The 15,689-nt window shown below is 66.4% G+C and carries 17 protein-coding genes; 6 read left to right on the top strand and 11 right to left on the bottom strand.

What is annotated here, in order from left to right:
• Nucleotides 1-50 precede the first annotated feature (50 nt).
• The 3 genes from K6L26_RS10195 to K6L26_RS10185 form a co-directional block, all read right to left on the bottom strand.
• Nucleotides 51-1,841: a glycosyltransferase family 39 protein gene (locus K6L26_RS10195; protein WP_221853368.1), complete on the bottom strand. Its 1,791-nt coding sequence runs from the start codon at nt 1,839-1,841 to the stop codon at nt 51-53.
• A gap of 97 nt (nt 1,842-1,938) precedes the next feature.
• Nucleotides 1,939-3,537, bottom strand: a complete 1,599-nt coding sequence (locus K6L26_RS10190; RefSeq protein WP_221853074.1) for a sensor histidine kinase — start codon at nt 3,535-3,537, stop codon at nt 1,939-1,941.
• A complete protein-coding gene (locus tag K6L26_RS10185) occupies nt 3,515-4,219 on the bottom strand; it encodes a response regulator transcription factor (RefSeq protein ID WP_043368368.1) in 705 nt (234 codons plus the stop codon). The genes K6L26_RS10190 and K6L26_RS10185 overlap by 23 nt, the downstream gene beginning before the upstream one ends.
• A 168-nt stretch (nt 4,220-4,387) precedes the next feature.
• Between K6L26_RS10185 and K6L26_RS10180 the strand changes: the two genes are divergently transcribed.
• Nucleotides 4,388-4,819, top strand: coding sequence for a hypothetical protein (locus K6L26_RS10180; protein ID WP_043368369.1), 432 nt, complete (start codon nt 4,388-4,390; stop codon nt 4,817-4,819).
• Here K6L26_RS10180 and K6L26_RS10175 read toward each other — a convergent pair.
• From K6L26_RS10175 to K6L26_RS10165, 3 genes are all read right to left on the bottom strand, one after another.
• Complete coding sequence (locus K6L26_RS10175) at nt 4,816-5,061, bottom strand: hypothetical protein (protein ID WP_019345224.1); 246 nt, start codon at nt 5,059-5,061, stop codon at nt 4,816-4,818. The genes K6L26_RS10180 and K6L26_RS10175 overlap by 4 nt on opposite strands.
• Before the next feature lie 76 nt (nt 5,062-5,137).
• A complete protein-coding gene (locus tag K6L26_RS10170; protein ID WP_230983479.1) occupies nt 5,138-5,365 on the bottom strand; it encodes a hypothetical protein in 228 nt (75 codons plus the stop codon).
• Nucleotides 5,366-5,471: 106 nt separating this feature from the next.
• A complete protein-coding gene (locus K6L26_RS10165; RefSeq protein ID WP_019346896.1) occupies nt 5,472-5,726 on the bottom strand; it encodes a hypothetical protein in 255 nt (84 codons plus the stop codon).
• A 113-nt stretch (nt 5,727-5,839) separates the two neighbouring features.
• Between K6L26_RS10165 and K6L26_RS10160 the strand changes: the two genes are divergently transcribed.
• The 4 genes from K6L26_RS10160 to K6L26_RS10145 all read left to right on the top strand — a co-directional run bounded on the left by K6L26_RS10160 (nt 5,840) and on the right by K6L26_RS10145 (nt 11,385).
• The gene (locus K6L26_RS10160; RefSeq protein WP_019346895.1) at nt 5,840-6,817 is read left to right on the top strand and encodes an ABC transporter permease; all 978 of its coding nucleotides are present in this window, start codon (nt 5,840-5,842) and stop codon (nt 6,815-6,817) included.
• A complete protein-coding gene (locus K6L26_RS10155; RefSeq protein WP_019346894.1) occupies nt 6,814-7,740 on the top strand; it encodes an ABC transporter permease in 927 nt (308 codons plus the stop codon). The genes K6L26_RS10160 and K6L26_RS10155 overlap by 4 nt, the downstream gene beginning before the upstream one ends.
• Complete coding sequence (locus K6L26_RS10150) at nt 7,737-9,578, top strand: dipeptide ABC transporter ATP-binding protein (RefSeq protein ID WP_221853073.1); 1,842 nt, start codon at nt 7,737-7,739, stop codon at nt 9,576-9,578. Before K6L26_RS10155 ends, K6L26_RS10150 begins: the two co-directional genes overlap by 4 nt.
• Nucleotides 9,579-9,702: 124 nt before the next feature.
• Nucleotides 9,703-11,385, top strand: a complete 1,683-nt coding sequence (locus tag K6L26_RS10145; RefSeq protein ID WP_245008716.1) for an ABC transporter family substrate-binding protein — start codon at nt 9,703-9,705, stop codon at nt 11,383-11,385.
• On the opposite strand, the gene K6L26_RS10140 is transcribed toward K6L26_RS10145, so the two are convergent.
• From K6L26_RS10140 to K6L26_RS10120, 5 genes are read right to left on the bottom strand one after another with little or no spacing between them, the layout of a single operon-like run.
• A complete protein-coding gene (locus tag K6L26_RS10140; protein ID WP_019346891.1) occupies nt 11,378-12,634 on the bottom strand; it encodes an alpha/beta fold hydrolase in 1,257 nt (418 codons plus the stop codon). The genes K6L26_RS10145 and K6L26_RS10140 overlap by 8 nt on opposite strands.
• A 26-nt stretch (nt 12,635-12,660) precedes the next feature.
• On the bottom strand, nt 12,661-12,927 hold the full coding sequence (locus K6L26_RS10135; protein WP_043369663.1) for a cytochrome C oxidase subunit IV family protein: 267 nt from the start codon (nt 12,925-12,927) through the stop codon (nt 12,661-12,663).
• Nucleotides 12,928-12,929: 2 nt separating this feature from the next.
• Complete coding sequence (locus K6L26_RS10130; protein WP_019346889.1) at nt 12,930-13,448, bottom strand: cytochrome c oxidase subunit 3; 519 nt, start codon at nt 13,446-13,448, stop codon at nt 12,930-12,932.
• Nucleotides 13,449-13,494: 46 nt separating this feature from the next.
• On the bottom strand, nt 13,495-14,214 hold the full coding sequence (locus K6L26_RS10125; protein WP_043369661.1) for a hypothetical protein: 720 nt from the start codon (nt 14,212-14,214) through the stop codon (nt 13,495-13,497).
• Nucleotides 14,211-14,966 carry a hypothetical protein gene (locus K6L26_RS10120; protein WP_019346887.1) on the bottom strand — a complete coding sequence of 252 codons (756 nt, stop codon included), beginning with the start codon at nt 14,964-14,966 and terminating at the stop codon, nt 14,211-14,213. The genes K6L26_RS10125 and K6L26_RS10120 overlap by 4 nt, the downstream gene beginning before the upstream one ends.
• 122 nt (nt 14,967-15,088) lie before the next feature.
• Between K6L26_RS10120 and K6L26_RS10115 the strand changes: the two genes are divergently transcribed.
• The gene (locus tag K6L26_RS10115) at nt 15,089-15,688 is read left to right on the top strand and encodes a TetR/AcrR family transcriptional regulator (protein ID WP_174551583.1); all 600 of its coding nucleotides are present in this window, start codon (nt 15,089-15,091) and stop codon (nt 15,686-15,688) included.
• Nucleotide 15,689: the final 1 nt, after the last annotated feature.

Below are 15,689 nucleotides of genomic sequence, written 5' to 3'. Positions count from 1 at the left end.
CATCGTTCTCCGGCGGCTTGTGATCTGGGTTGGGCGAAGCTATGCGCCTGCTATGTGTTCGTCGCACGGGCCGTCAGGTCGTAGATGGTGGTGCCGTCGACGGTGATCGGGGCGTAGTGAGCCTGCACCCATTCGGCGATCTCGGTGGCGGCCCGGCTGCCGCTGGGGGTGTGCCCGCCGAATCCGCCTGCCATGATGCGGCTACGGATGAAGTAGTGGACTGCCCCGTCGTCGACCAGCTGCCGGAACTCCTGGAGCGTGGGCGCCGGGTCGGTGCCGTTGAAGCCACCGACGGCCATGACCGGTGCGTGCGCGGCCAATTGGTATCCCGCCGCGTTGGATGAGCCGACCACGGCCGCAACCCATCGATAGCGCTCGGAGTCGGCCGCCAGGGTCGCAGTCAGAGCCGGCCCGGGTTCCGGGGCGGCGAACATCCCGCCGAAACCGCCGCCGCGCGACGGCCCGACGGACGGTATGGCCCCGGTGTGTGGGCTTGCCGCAGTGGCGATCGAGTACGCGGCCGGGCCGGCCAGGCAGGCTGCGACGGCCAGCGCCGCGGTCGCCCGCACCAGCGGACGGTCCAGCCGAGCGACCGCGAGCAGAAGTACCGCCGCCCCGACGCCGCCGACGGCCACCGCGGCCCGCAGCCACGGATACGGGTCGTCGTGACGGGCCAGCAGCACCGCGGCCAGGATCGCAGTCACCAGCGCGGTACCCGACATCGCCGTGGCGGCACGGATATCGGATCGGTGCCGCCACAGCAGCGTGGCACCGATGCCGATGACGGCGCCGATCGCCGGGGCGAGCGCCACCGTGTAGTACGGATGCACGATGCCGTTCATGAAGCTGAAGACCACTGCGGTGACCAACAGCCAGCCGCCCCACAGGATCAGGGCGGCACGGGTCGGGTTGGTGCGGGCCGCGCGACGAGTCAGATAGATACCGGCCACCAGGCAGATCAGGGCGGCCGGCAGCAACCAGGCGATGTCGGCACCCATCTGCGAGCCGAACAGCCGGCCCGGCCCGACGTCGAAGTTGAGATTGCCGAGGCCGCCCGTCTCGTCCCCGGTCAGGCGCCCCAAACCGTTGTAGCCCAATGCCAATTCGACGATGCTGTCGTTCTGCGAACCGCCGATGTAGGGCCGGGCCGAGCTCGGCCACAGCTCGACCAGAGCCAGGTACCAGCCCCCGCTGACGACCATGGCAGCGCCGGCCCGGACGAGGTCGCCCACCCGGCGCCGGAGCGGACTGTCGCCGGCCACAAGCGCCGTCGCGGCGAATGCCGGCAGGACCAGGAACGCCTGCAGCATCTTGGCCAGGAAACCGAACCCGACTGCTACCCCCGCGCCGACGAACCACCAACGGCTGGCATCCTTTTCGATTCCGCGCTGCACGCAGTATGCCGCGGTCACGAGCAGCAGAACCAAGAGCGCATCGGGATTGTTGAACCGGAAGATCAACGCCGCCACCGGCGTCAGCGCCAGCACGGCGCCGGCCAGCAGACCTGCCCACGGCCCGGCGGCCCGCCGCACCGCGGCGTAGAGCAGCGCCACCGCCCCCACGCCCATGAGGGCCTGCGGAACCAGAACGCTCCACGAGTTCAGGCCGAACAGCCGGACCGACAGGTCGGTGACCCACAGTGCCGCCGGGGTCTTGTCCACGGTGATGGCGTTGCCCGCATCGCTGGACCCGAACAGCATGGCGGTCCAGTTCTGCGCGCCGGCCTGTGCGGCGGCCGAGTAGAAGGCGTTCGCCCAGCCGCTGATCGACAGGTTCCACAGGTAGAGCACCGCGGTGCCCGCCAAGAGCAAGCCGAGGGCCACGCGATGGGCCCTCGTCATCGAGCTGCGGGATGTCGACTCGTCGGGTGTCGCCGCCTGCACCTCGGCAGCGGGATGCGCGGCAACTAGGGTCACGAATCCATGGTTGCCGTGGCCGCTAGGTGTCGGATTGGTCCATCCTGTGTGTGGCCTGTGAGCTCGACCGGGGCAGTTGCACGACGAACTCGGTGGAACCCGCCGTGCTGCTCACTGCGATGGTGCCGCCGTGTGCCTTGACCACGGCGGCCACGATCGCCAGACCCAGTCCGGTGCTGCCTTCGCGCCGGGAGCGCGACGAGTCACCGCGCGCGAACCGCTCGAACACGTCGGGCAGCAGCGCCGGCGGTATGCCGGGGCCGTTGTCGGCGACACTCAGCAGGACCGCATTCGGGCCAGGCTTGAGCGACACCGTGACCGAGGTGCCGCCGGGAGTGTGCGTGCGGGCGTTGGCCAGAAGATTCGCCAGCACCTGATGCAGGCGGGCCTCGTCGCCCTCGACGACCACCGGGTCCTCGGGCAGGTCGAGCGACCACTGGTGGTCGGGGCCGGCGATGTGGGCGTCGCTGACCGAGTCGACCACGAGCCGCGACAGGTCGACGCTGTCGCGTTCCAGCGGCCGTCCGGCATCGAGGCGGGCCAGCAACAGCATGTCCTCGACCAGTTGCGTCATCCGCGTCGTCTCGGACTCGACCCGGTTCATCGCGTGCGCGACATCGGTGGGCAGGTCGTCACGTTTGCGCTGGGCGAGTTCGGTGTAACCCCGGATAGCCGCCAGCGGCGTCCGCAACTCATGGCTGGCATCGGCCACGAACTGGCGGACCCGGGTCTCGCTCGCGTGGCGTGCCGAGAGTGCGCTGGCGATACGGTCGAGCATCCGGTTCAGTGAGGTGCCGAGCTGACCGACCTCGGTGTGGGCGCTGGTGGGGTCGACCGGGACGATCGGCGTGGGCAACTGCACCTCGCCGCGGTCGAGTTCGAGATCGGCGACTCGACGTGCCGCAGCCGAAACCCTTGACAGTGGCGCGAGTTGGTGCCGGATGATCAGGATTCCGGCCACGGTGGCGGCGAGGAGTGCGATGGCGGCCAGCACACAGAACATCCCCAGCACCCAGAGCAGGGTGTCGTCGACGATGGCGGTGGGCAGACCGGTCACGATGGTCTGCGGACCGCCGTGGCGCGGGTGCAGGCCGATCAGTCGATAGCGACCCAACCCGTCGAGGTCGACGGTCTCCGGTACCCGAGTGGCCGGTATCTGCGAAAGCTGTTCAGCCGCAGCCGCGCTCACCTGGACTCGCTCACCTTCGGCCGTGATCACCCCGGCATCCACGGGACGGCTCGGCGCGATCACCGCCCCCACCATGCGCGCGGCCTGCCCTGGGGCGTTGAGGAATCCGGGGCCCGGGCCGTCCTCGGGGTCGAACGGCATGCGATGGTGGCGCCCGGTGCCGGGAGGCGGCGGGAATCCCGGCGGCGGGGGCGGCAACTCGAAGATCGCCGCCGACCGACGACCGGCTTCGATCAGCTGATCGTCGAGCTGATTCATCAGAAATCGTTGTAGCGCAAACTCTGTGGCGACGCCGATGCTGACGCACACCACCGCCAGCAGGACGACCTGGGTGACCACCAGCCGGGCCCGCAGTGACCAGGTTCGCGGTGACCACCAACGAGTCGCGCTCGTGGTCGCGGTAGTCACCTCAGCGCGCGGGACGGAGGACATAACCCGCACCGCGCAGTGTGTGGATCATCGGTTCGCGTCCGCTGTCGATCTTCTTGCGCAGATACGAGACGTACAGCTCGACGATGTTGGACCGGCCACCGAAGTCGTAACTCCATACCCGGTCGAGAATCTGAGCCTTGCTCAATACGCGCTTGGCGTTGCGCATCATGAACCGCAGCAGTTCGAACTCGGTGGCCGTCAGGGTGATCGGGTCTCCGCCGCGGGTGACCTCGTGGCTGTCCTCGTCGAGCACCAGATCGCCGACGACGATCTTGGCCCCGCCGTCTTCACTGGTCACCCCGGTGCGCCGGAGCAGGGCCCGCAACCGCAGCACCACTTCTTCGAGGCTGAACGGTTTGGTGACATAGTCATCGCCGCCCGCGGTCAGGCCCGCGATGCGGTCCTCGACGGAGTCCTTGGCGGTCAGCAGCAGTAAGGGCAGACCGGGAATCTGCTCGCGCAGCTTGCGTAGGACGTCCAGACCGCTCATGTCCGGCAGCATCACGTCGAGGACCACCACGTCCGGCGGGTTCTCCCGGGCCGCGGCGATCGCACTCGCGCCGTCGCTCGCCGTTGTGATGTCCCAGCCTTCGTAGCGCAACGCCATCGACACCAGTTCGGCCAGGACCGGCTCGTCGTCGACCACCAGGACCTGGATCGGGTTACCGTCGGCACGCCTCATGATGGCGCGCCCGGATTCGGAATCGGTGCCATTGGTCGTCATGCTCACCCGCTCAGTATTCGCCTGCTCGCTAGGCCGGGACTGAGCGCTGTCTATGTGCCAGCTGTGAAAGCCTGGCCACATCGCGCGCACAGCGGGCTCACAGGCACCACCTGCACCGTGGAGCGCATGAGCATCCGACACGCTGCCGCGGCGGTAGGCATCGCCGCAGCGATCGCGGGGCTCGGCGGCACGGCGATCTACGCCGCCACCGACACCCACAGCCCGGGTTTCCCGGGGCCGCCGCCTGGAATGGGAGGTCCACGAGACCGGCCCGATCCGGCCACCGTGCACGGTGAGGCGGTGGTGCTCGACGCGCACGGCGCGTTCACCACGACGCTGACGCAGACCGGCACGATCATCCAGCTGACCGCCACCTCGGTGACGGTACGCAGCAACGACGGATACGTGCAGGACTACACGGTGCCCGCCTCTGCCGACGTTCCGTTCGGTGTCGGCGACCAGGTAACGGTGCGGGCCTCGCGCACCGGAGCGGCCTCAACCGACAGGCCGACCGTCACCAGTCTCGGCGAGGCCCCGCACCCGCGTCCGCTCCCCTAGTTTCCATACCCGTCAGGCAGGTCCACCTTCACCGTCGGCTTGGCGAAGGAGGTTTCCAGTTCACTGGGAGCCGTTGTCTTGGTTACGGTTTCACCCTTACCGGCCGGCAGCGGGCCTACCGTCGCGCCGCTGACCGGCACCTGCACCATCACCGCGCCGAGAGCCCCCATGCTTGCCAGTGCGATCGCTCCGACACCGGCCATGACTCGCGTGGTCCGCTTGTTGCGTTCGTCTCCTGTCACAGCGACCTGCCTACCGTCTGTCCGACGGCGAGGGAAACCCGCTGTGTTGTAGTTCGAACGACGAAAGCCGCCCCGCTCAGTGCGGTGTAGCAAATCCTGACGGCGTGGTGGCCGACACCGTCGGCGAGGCCTCCGACGTCTCCGGGGCCGACGGCGCCGTCGTCTCGGTGACGGTTTGTCCAGTGGTGATGGCGGGCGGTTCCACCCTCTCCTGGGCTCCGGCGAGGCCGCCGCCCATGGCCACTCCGAGCACGGCGGTGGCTAACCCGCCGATCGCGCCGACGCCGGCCGAGATCAATTTCAAATTTCGCCGATTGTTTTCCTTCGCGCTACCCAATGCGCTCACCTCCCGCGCGAGGTATAGCCATGGCGGGTGGCGGTGAAACCACTACCGGCGCCGGGTCACGTGATCAGTGCGTGGTGGCGAAACCAGACGGCGGCGTGTACCCCTTGATCGCGGGTACAGCCATCGAAACCGCCGGCGCGGTCGGCGGCGTGGTCTCCGTGCTGGTCTGACCCACGTTCATCCGCGATCCGGAAGCCAAGGGCTGACCGGCCCCCAGGTGAATGTCCGAGACCGCACCGAACACGCCCAGCCCCACCACTGCCGCACCACCGGCCACTGCGGCGATCACTTTCACATTCCTCAGTCCGCTGACCTTCATGTATTTCATGCAACGCCCGATTTCTATCCCGAGGCTGTGCGCCAACTGTCAGTTACCGCCGAGTGCGGCTGCTTTACCCTGTCTGGCATGCAGCCGAGGCCAGGACCGACCGGATGACGCGCTTTCTGGCGCGCCGGCTGCTCAACTACATCGTGTTGCTGGCCCTGGCGTCGTTTCTGACCTTCGCGCTGACGTCACTGACGTTCGAGCCGCTCGACAGCCTGTTGCAGCGCAACCCACGGCCACCGCAGTCCGCCATCGACGCCAAGGCCGCCGAACTAGGCCTCGACAAACCCATCCCTCTGCGTTACCTCGACTGGGCTTCCGGCGCGGTCCGCGGCGACTTCGGCACCACCGTCGCCGGCCAGCCCGTGTCCGATGAGCTGTGGCGGCGCATCGGTGTGAGCCTGCGACTGCTGGTCCTCGGATCGGTGGTGGGCACCGTGATCGGTGTCGTGCTCGGCGCATGGGGCGCTATCCGGCAGTATCGGCTCTCTGACCGATTCATCACGCTGCTGTCGTTGCTCGTGCTCAGTGCACCGACTTTCGTGATAGCCAACCTGCTGATCCTGGCCGCACTCAACGTGAACTCGATCCTGGGCGTGCAGATCTTCGAATACACGGGGGAAACCGCGCCGGTCCCCGTAGGCGGTGCCTGGGACCAATTCGTGGATCGCCTACAGCACCTCGCACTGCCGACCTTCACCCTCGCGCTCGGCGCGATCGCCGGCTACAGCCGCTATCAGCGCAACGCCATGCTCGACGTCCTCGGCCAGGACTTCATCCGCACGGCACGGGCCAAGGGCCTGACCCGCGGTCAGGCACTGTTCAAGCACGGACTGCGGACCGCGCTGATCCCCATGGCCACGTTGTTCGCCTACGGTGTGGCCGGTCTGGTGACCGGCGCGGTGTTCGTCGAGAAGATCTTCGGCTGGCACGGTATGGGCGAATGGGTGGTGCAGGGAATCGCGACCCAGGACACCAACATCATCGCCGCGATCACGGTGTTCTCCGGCTCGGTGGTGCTGCTGGCCGGGTTGTTGTCCGACGTCATCTATGCGGCGCTCGATCCGAGAGTGCGGGTGCGATGAGCGACGCGACAACCACCTCAGCCCGGTCGGGTCTGCACACCGAGGAATTCGCCACGCGGCGCACCCTGGTGTTCCGCCGATTCCTGCGCAACAAGCCGGCGGTGATATCGCTGCTACTGCTCGTGGTGCTGTTCGTCGGTTGCTATGCGGTGCCGCCGCTGCTGCCTTACAGCTACACAGATCTCGACTACTACGCACTCCAGCAGCCGCCGTCGGCCGACCATTGGTTCGGAACCAACGCACTCGGACAGGACATCTTCGCCCAAACCCTGCGGGGCATGCAGAAATCCATGCTGATCGGGGTCTGCGTGGCGTTGATTTCGACCGTCATCGCCGCCACCGTCGGCGCCGTCGCCGGCTACTTCGGCGGCTGGCGGGACACCGCACTGATGTGGGTCGTGGACCTGCTGCTGGTGGTGCCCAGTTTCATTCTGATCGCGATCGTCACGCCTCGGCTCGGCCAGTCCGACCGGGTGTTCTGGCTCATCGTGCTCTTCTCGGTGTTCAGTTGGATGATCAGCTCACGGATCGTGCGGGGCATGACACTGAGCCTGCGGGAACGCGAATTCGTCGTCGCGGCACGGTATATGGGCGTGCGCAGTTGGCGGATCATCGCACGCCACATCCTGCCGAACGTGGCGTCACTGCTGATCATCGACACCGTGCTCAACGTCGGTCTGGCGATTCTGGGTGAGACAGGTTTGAGTTTCCTGGGTTTCGGAATCCAAGCTCCCGACGTGTCGCTGGGCACGCTGATCGCCGACGGCACCAAATCCACCACCACGTTTCCCTGGGTGTTCCTGTTCCCGGCCGGGATGCTGGTTCTGATCGTGTTGTGCGCCAACCTCGCCGGTGACGGTCTGCGCGACGCATTCGACCCGGGCAGCGGGCAGCTCCGTCGCCGCAAGGGGGCATCACGATGACCCGGCTGCTCGAAGTATCCGGACTGACGGTGGATTTCCCCACCGACACCGCCGCCGTGCATGCGGTGCGCGGGGTGAACTTCCACGTCGACTCCGGCGAGGTCGTCGCGCTGGTCGGTGAATCGGGAGCCGGAAAATCGGCCAGCGCCATGGCCGTCGTCGGACTGCTTCCCGAATTCGCCGAGATCTCCGGATCCGTGCGGCTACGCGGCGAGGAACTGCTCGGGTTGTCCGACGCAGAGCTCTCCCGAATCCGGGGCAACACCATCGGAACGGTGTTCCAGGACCCGATGTCCGCCCTGACGCCCGTCTATACCGTGGGTGATCAGATCGCCGAGGCCCTCACCGTGCACCACCGCGACCTCGGCCGGCGTGCAGCCCGGGCCCGCGCCGTCGAATTGCTCGAGCTGGTCGGTATCGCCCAACCCGAACAGCGCGCTCGAGCCTTCCCCCACGAGTTGTCCGGCGGCGAACGGCAACGGGTGGTGATCGCCATCGCCATCGCCAACGACCCGGATCTGCTGATCTGCGACGAGCCCACCACCGCGCTGGACGTCACGGTCCAGGCGCAGATCCTCGACGTGCTCAAGACCGCGCGAGACATCACCGGCGCAGGGGTGTTGATCATCACCCACGACCTCGGCGTGGTCGCCGAGTTCGCCGATCGGGCCCTGGTGATGTACGCGGGACGAGCCGTCGAAGACGCCCCGGTAGCCGGGCTCTACGAACGAGCGCGGATGCCCTACACCGTCGGCCTGCTCGGCTCGGTGCCACGGTTGGACGCCCCACAGGGCACCCGGCTCGTGCCGATCCCGGGAGCCCCACCGTCGCTCACCACGGCCCCGACCGGTTGCCCGTTCGCCCCGCGCTGCCCGCTGGCCATCGACGAATGTGAGGCCGCCGAGCCCGAACTCATCGAGCTGACCCCGGATCACCACGCGGCCTGCATCCGCACCGATCAGGTGGCCGGCCGCAGCGCCGCAGAGATCTACCAGGTGCCCGGCACCGTCGGCACTGCCATCGAAAAGCCTTCCGCCGAAACCGATGTGGTGCTGCGGGTGCGGGACCTGACCAAGACATACAAGCTGACCAAAGGCGTGGTGCTACGCCGGCAGGTCGGCGAGGTCCGGGCGGTCGACAACGTCAGCTTCGACCTGCACAGTGGCCGAACCCTCGGCATCGTCGGCGAGTCCGGCTCCGGCAAATCCACCACGTTGCACCAGATACTGAATCTGTCCGCACCGCAATCGGGTTCGATCGAAGTGCTCGGCTCCGACGTAGCCACGTTGGACCGGAAGACCAGCCGTGCCCTGCGAACTGAACTTCAGGTGGTGTTCCAGGATCCGGTCGCCTCACTCGATCCGCGACTGCCGGTGTTCGACGTTCTGGCAGAGCCGTTGACCGCCAACAATATCGACAAGCCCCGGCTGCACGAGCGGGTCGCCGAGCTGCTGGAATTGGTGGGATTGCGACACACCGACGCCAGCCGCTACCCGGCAGAGTTCTCCGGCGGTCAGAAGCAGCGCATCGGGATCGCCCGGGCACTGGCCCTGCAGCCCAAGATCATCGCGCTCGACGAGCCGGTCTCAGCGCTCGATGTGTCCATCCAGGCGGGGATCATCAACCTGCTGCTCGACCTGCAGGACCGGTTCGGCCTGGCCTATCTGTTCGTGTCGCACGACCTGTCTGTGGTCAAGCACCTCGCCCACGACGTCGTGGTGATGCACAAGGGTGCCGTCGTCGAACAAGGCCCCGGGGACACCGTCTTCGCCGACCCTCAGCACGCCTACACCCGCAAGTTGCTGGCCGCGGTGCCACAGCCCAGAAAGACGGGGTGAGTCGGACCCGCCCCATGAAAAACCCGGTCCCCACGGTATCGGCTGCCGTCGCATTGCCACCGTCCGGCCGGCGGTGTCCGAGTCGTCACCCCATAGCGGCCCGGGTACCTCTAGCATCGGCGGGATGAACGGATTGAAGATCCGCCGTTTGGCTATCGCCACCGTCGTTGCCGGCCTTGCCCTCACCGGATGTTCGAGCGGAGATCGGGAGACCCCCTCGGCCGGCGGTAACGCCGAGCTCGGCAGCACCAATGACGTCAATCCGCAGGACGTCGCGAACCTGCAGCAAGGCGGCAACCTGCGCCTGGCCCTGACCGAGTTCCCGACGAACTTCAACCCGCTGCACCTCGACGGCAACACCGGCGACGTCGGCGCGCTCACCAAGGCCACGTTGCCCCGCACCTTCGTCATCGCCGCCGACGGATCGGCGACGGTGAACACCGACTACTTCACCAATGTCGAACTGACCGGAACCAACCCCCAGGTGGTCACCTACACGATCAATCCCAAGGCGGTGTGGTCCGACGGCACGCCGATCACCTGGGAGGACATCAAGTCCCAGACCGAGGCCAACAGCGGCAAGAACCCGGCGTTCGTCATCGCCGCGCCCAACGGCTTCGAGCGGGTGGCCTCGGTGACCCGCGGCGTCGACGACCGCCAAGCGGTGATGACCTTCGAGAAGCCGTACGCGGACTGGAAGGGCATGTTCGCCGGCAACGGCCGGCTGCTACCCAAGAGCATGACCGCCACCCCGGAGGCCTTCAACAAGGCCCAGCTCAGCCAGCCCGGACCGTCGGCGGGCCCGTTCATCGTGTCCAACATCGATCGGGGCGCACAACGGATCACGTTGAGCCGCAACCCGAAATGGTGGGGAGCCCCACCGCTGTTGGACACCATCACCTACCTGGTGCTCGATGACGCCGCACGCATCCCGGCACTGCAGAACAACACCATCGACGCCACCGGCACCACCTCACTGGACGAACTGACGATCGCCCGCAAGACCCCGGGAATCAGCATCCGTCGCGCCCCGTCAGCCAGCTGGTATCACCTGACCTTCAACGGCGCGCCCGGTTCGATCCTGGCTGACCCGGCCCTGCGCCGCGCGGTCGCCAAGGGCATCGACCGTCAGGCGCTGGCGAACATCACCCAGCGCGGCTTGACCGACAATCCGGTGCCGCTGAACAACCACATCTTCGTCGCGGGCCAGCAGGGTTATCAGGACAACGCCGCGTCGGTGGCCTTCGATCCGGAGAAAGCCAAGGCCGAGCTCGATGCGCTGGGCTGGAAGGTGCCTGAGGGCAAGCAGTTCCGAGAGAAGGACGGCAAGGAACTCGTCATCCGCAATGTGTTCTACGACGCGGGCAGCACTCGCCAGGTGGCTCAGATCGCCCAGAACATGCTCGGTCAGATCGGGGTGAACCTGAAGCTCGACACCAAGCCGGGCACTGGCTTCTTCAGCAACTACATCATCAAGGGCGACTTCGACATCGCCCAGTTCGCCTTCCTCGGCGACGCTTTCCCGTTGAGCTCACTGACCCAGATCTACGCGCAGGACGGGGCCAGTAACTTCGGCAAGATCGGTAGCCCGGAGATCGACGCCAAGATCGAGCAGACGCTCGAAGAGCTGGACCCTGTCAAGGCACAGGCCCTGGCCAACGAGCTCGACCAGATGTTGTTCGAGGAAGTCTTCAGCCTCCCGCTGTTCCAATCACCCGGAAACGTGGCGGTGCGCAGCAGCCTGGCCAACTTCGGAGCCTCAGGTCTGGCCGACACCGACTACACGAAGGTCGGTTTCGTCAAATAGTCGCGCCCGTGCCCGGCGATCTACCGCCGGGCAACGCCGCTTCCACAGCAAGCGCCGCCGCGATCGCCGACACGGCCGCCCGGATGAAACCGCGTGCGGGCAGGTCATCCAGCTCGTCGGCGGTGGCGGCGAGTTGCTCTGCCGCACCGTCGCACACTGCCCGGATCACCGCAAAGGCAGCACGTTCCCGGGTGTCGAGCACACTGTGGGCCACCGTGGGCATTCGCACCAGCACGGATTCGGGCACCAGGGCCGCGATGCGCTCGGCCACGGCCGGCGGCGTGGTCAGATCCCGGCCACCCGACACGACGACCGTGGGCCAGCGGAAGTGGGGCATCTCGGCCGTGAGGTCGAAAGGTTCGGCCTCGAAAGGTTCGTAGAACTTCGCGCTGCCGATCATGTCGGCCATCTCCAGAGCAGGGTCCAGCGGCAGACCATCGGGCACACCGGCGTAGTTCAGTTCGCGGAAGGCGATCCGGCCCACGAGGTCGACCTCGTTGCGGTACGGAGCTTTTCGCGTCGACAGTCGGTTCAGCCAGGCCAGTGCCGACCACACCAGGGTGCGGCCGCGCAACAGCAGATCGAGCTGGCGGCCCAACAGCGCCGGGCCACCGAAGCCATAGAGCAGGCCCGCCAGCTCTCCGCCTCGGGGGGCCAGCATGCCGTCTGCCACCAGGCGCCGGACCTTTGGCGCCAGCTCCGCGGTTTCCGGATCGGAGCCTTCCCACAGCAGACCGCGGATGGCGCTGCGCATCGCCTCGATGTCAGCCGTGGACAGCAGCGGGGAGTCCAGCACCATCGCCGCGATCCGGTCGGGATGCCGCACGCCGAACCCGGCGGCGACGTAGGTGCCGTACGACGTGCCGTAGAGCACCGCCTCGTGCACACCGGCGTCGTCGAGCACCGCGGCGATATCGTCGACCACCTGCTCGACGGTGATGGCCTCGGGAGGCAGATCGGCACCCGCGTCCGTATGCCGTGACATCCCGATACCCCGATGCTCGATCATGATCACGTCGAATCCCGCGGCGGCCGCACGCCGGCGCAGCGCGCGGTAAGGCTGGATCGATGCCACACCGGGACCACCCGGGATGATCACCACCGGATGCGCAGATTTACGCCCGGCCCGCACGTAGAACAGGTCGAACCGCTCCTCGGAACCCGGGCTGACCGGGCGTCGTACCGCTCGCACCCCCGGGAGCGCGGCGAGCTTGTCGTGCACCCGCCTGCGCTTGGCGTTCATCGTCATTGCGCTCCATTGTGCCGCGCAAACCGTCAGATCAGATAGATGGTGAAGATCGACGCGAACAGCACGGTCAGCCATCCGTCGGTGGCGAGCTTGAGCCATCTGGGCGCGGTCCGCACCTCCATGAACTGCCGAATGATCAAGCGCGACTTGACCAAGGTCAGGGCCAGCACCAATGCCGTGATCGGCACGCTGGCCCGCAGTGCCTCCGAGTACTGGGCCGGGGCCAGCCACCAGGATCCGACGGTGATCGCGACCAGCAGCAGCCACGTCTGAGTTACACCCTTGTCTGTCATGGTCACCTCATCACGTAGAGCAGGCCGAAGATGATCACCCACAGCAGGTCGACCATGTGCCAGTAGACCGCGCTCGCCTCGACCACCGATGCACGGCGGCGAGACGGATTGCGCAGCTCCCGCACGATCACACCGAGCACGATGAGCCCGATCAGCACGTGGATCAGATGCACGCCGGTCAGCACGTAGTAGAACGAATAGAACATTTCGGAGTTCGTGTGGCCGGCCTCGATCTTGACCACCCACTCATAACCCTTGCAAACCATGAACATCAGGCCGCCGATTCCACCGGCATAGGTGAGCCGGATCGCGGCCTCGTGCCGTCCGGCGCGGGCAGCCAGCACGGCTCGGGCCACCACCCAGGAGCTGGTCAGCAGGATCACGGTGTTGACGACACCGATCGTGATATCGAGATGTTGTTGGGCGCGCAAGAATTCGTCCGGATGCATGCTCCGGTAGATCATGAACACGATGAAGTAGCCACCGAAGATGACCAGATCACCGAGCACCATCACCCACATGTGCCCGTCGCCGGGCAGGCGTTCCGGCGCGGCTTGTGGTCGCGAATCAGTCTGCGTCACTGCTTGTTTCCTCACGCTTGAGGGCCTGACGCAACAGCACGATCAGCGCCGACAGCCAGACCGAGAAGACCACCACTGCCCACCAGAACGCGATCGAGCCGTTCCAGGCGAACGGCCCTGAGTGGAATACGAACATCTGGGTGGCAATCACCTCGGTGATGATCTGCCAGATGGTCACGTAGGCGAACCACGCCGGGAAGACACCGTTCTTGTCGTAGAGGACGGCGATCGCCAGCACCAGGTAGGCCGCCGTGAAGCAACCCAATGAGCCGTTGTACGAAAGCATTCCGAGGTCGTAGAGCAGGCTGATCAGTTCGGGGTCGCGGTCCGGACGAAACGCCGCGGTCAGGAAACACACCGAGACCAACAGGAATCCGGGCAACGCTCCGACGCCCATGCCGCCGATATATCCGTAGGCGAACACCGAGCCCACCGACATGCGCTTGATCTGGTAGGCCACCAGACCGTTGGTCATCGCCGCGCCGCCCAGCAGGATCAGCAGCAGACAGAATCCGATCTTGATGGTCAGTCCGTGCTCGGTGAAGAACGCGACCTTGTCGGCTGCGGTGACATCGGGACGCGGCGGCGGTGTCACCCGGGTCAGGATGCAGATGATGACGCCGAACGCGCCGTACCAGATCGGGAAGAACCAGGTCATCAGCCGCACATCGGGCCTGCCCGGAGACGCTTTCGTCAAGACCGTCATGCCGCGGTGTCCTCTGTTACGCCCTCCTCGACGGCCTGGTTGAGCACCGCGCGGCGCAGCACGAAGAACATCACGATGACGAACACCGCGAAGGCACCGTTGCGCAACCAGAAGGCCAGCACGCCGTCCCAGGCCAATGGCCCGGTCTGGAACACCGCAGCGCCGGCCGCCGGGATCATCGCGATCGCGGTGGCCAGCGAGTAATGCCCGACCCACCGGGGAAACACCGGGGCGGGCCCATTGTCGAAGTAAACAGCGACTGCCAGCAACGCGAACTGCGACACCACCATGCCCACCGGCGCCACCAGAACGATCCAGGCCAGGTCGTTGAGCAGCATGACCAGCTCGGGATTGCGGTCCGTACGAAACGCGGCGACCAGGAAGAACACGTTGGACAGCGCGAAGATCGTGGCACCGCTGACCGCTGCGGTCAGGTAGCAGTACGCGAACACATGGCTCTGGGTCTTCATCCGCTTCATCTGGACGACGATCACCATAAAGAACGGCAGGATCAGGATCCCGCACAGATTGAACGTCACCTGGCTGAAGCGGATCCATGCGGTGTGGTCGGCATAGAACCCGGCAACCTGATGCGCAGTCCAGGTCGGCGACATGGGCGGCCAGAAGCCCGGGAACGCCAACGCCGCCGCCAGCAGGACCACGCCGACGGCCGGCCCGGTCCACAGGCTCACCCACTGCGCCTTGATGTTCCCGGCTTTCGGCAGGTCTTGAACCTGCTCCAAAATCTGCACGCCAGCCTCCAAAATTGACTTGAGTCAGAAAAATGTCCCCTCGAAACCGTAACGTCAGTACCGCCGAAATGAAAGAACTCAAACTGAGTACAGTCAGTTTTTCCTGCCGTAGCATCGGTCCCGTGCTCACCGGACCGCCACGGAGCCGCAAGGGCTTGCAGACCCGGGAACGGCTACTGGGGGCCGCGATCTCCGAGTTCAAGCGCGGCGGAATGGCCGCGGCCGAAACCGCCGCCATTGCGTCGGCCGCGGGCGTCGCGCACGGCACCTTCTTCTTCCATTTCCCCACCAAGGAACACGTCCTGCTGGAACTCGAGCAGCGAGAACAACAGCGAATGGCCGCCGATCTCGCCCGGTTCTTCGCCACTGCGCATGACGTCGCCGACACCCTGGCCGAAATGGTGCGAGTGCTGGAGAAGCTCGAACGGCGCCTCGGCGGCCGGCTGTTCAAAGACTTTCTGGCCCTGCACTTTTCCACCTCCCGGCCACCGTCTGAGGAATGGACGCACCATCCGGTGATCGTCGCGGTGATCGAGGAGCTCCAACGCGCACAGCAGCGTGGTGAGATTCCCGCCGAAGTGGACGTGATGCACAACGGCATGTCGTTTCTGGCAGGGCTCTACGCACTGCTGATCACCATCCCGGAGGCCGCCGAGGTCCGAGCCCCGGTGATGGCCGAGTACCTGACCACCTATCTGTACGGCTTGCGGGTACGGCCTTAGG

This window comes from Mycobacterium farcinogenes (assembly GCF_019739075.1).
In the GTDB taxonomy this organism is placed as follows: Bacteria; Actinomycetota; Actinomycetes; order Mycobacteriales; family Mycobacteriaceae; genus Mycobacterium; species Mycobacterium senegalense.
The sequence above is the reverse complement of the archived record's forward strand: the minus strand, read 5'-3'. Positions and strand labels throughout refer to the sequence as shown.

What these genes read in the sequence shown, in the direction of transcription:
- K6L26_RS10130 (WP_019346889.1), bottom strand. Translation starts at nt 13,448, where the DNA reads ATGTGGGTGATGGTGCTCGGTGATCTGGTCATCTTCGGTGGCTACTTC.
- K6L26_RS10160 (WP_019346895.1), top strand. Translation starts at nt 5,840, where the DNA reads ATGACGCGCTTTCTGGCGCGCCGGCTGCTCAACTACATCGTGTTGCTG.
- K6L26_RS10155 (WP_019346894.1), top strand. Translation starts at nt 6,814, where the DNA reads ATGAGCGACGCGACAACCACCTCAGCCCGGTCGGGTCTGCACACCGAG.
- K6L26_RS10140 (WP_019346891.1), bottom strand. Translation starts at nt 12,634, where the DNA reads ATGACGATGAACGCCAAGCGCAGGCGGGTGCACGACAAGCTCGCCGCG.
- K6L26_RS10125 (WP_043369661.1), bottom strand. Translation starts at nt 14,214, where the DNA reads ATGACGGTCTTGACGAAAGCGTCTCCGGGCAGGCCCGATGTGCGGCTG.
- K6L26_RS10180 (WP_043368369.1), top strand. Translation starts at nt 4,388, where the DNA reads ATGAGCATCCGACACGCTGCCGCGGCGGTAGGCATCGCCGCAGCGATC.
- K6L26_RS10165 (WP_019346896.1), bottom strand. Translation starts at nt 5,726, where the DNA reads ATGAAGGTCAGCGGACTGAGGAATGTGAAAGTGATCGCCGCAGTGGCC.
- K6L26_RS10190 (WP_221853074.1), bottom strand. Translation starts at nt 3,537, where the DNA reads ATGTCCTCCGTCCCGCGCGCTGAGGTGACTACCGCGACCACGAGCGCG.
- K6L26_RS10195 (WP_221853368.1), bottom strand. Translation starts at nt 1,841, where the DNA reads ATGACGAGGGCCCATCGCGTGGCCCTCGGCTTGCTCTTGGCGGGCACC.
- K6L26_RS10135 (WP_043369663.1), bottom strand. Translation starts at nt 12,927, where the DNA reads ATGACAGACAAGGGTGTAACTCAGACGTGGCTGCTGCTGGTCGCGATC.
- K6L26_RS10145 (WP_245008716.1), top strand. Translation starts at nt 9,703, where the DNA reads ATGAACGGATTGAAGATCCGCCGTTTGGCTATCGCCACCGTCGTTGCC.
- K6L26_RS10185 (WP_043368368.1), bottom strand. Translation starts at nt 4,219, where the DNA reads ATGAGGCGTGCCGACGGTAACCCGATCCAGGTCCTGGTGGTCGACGAC.
- K6L26_RS10150 (WP_221853073.1), top strand. Translation starts at nt 7,737, where the DNA reads ATGACCCGGCTGCTCGAAGTATCCGGACTGACGGTGGATTTCCCCACC.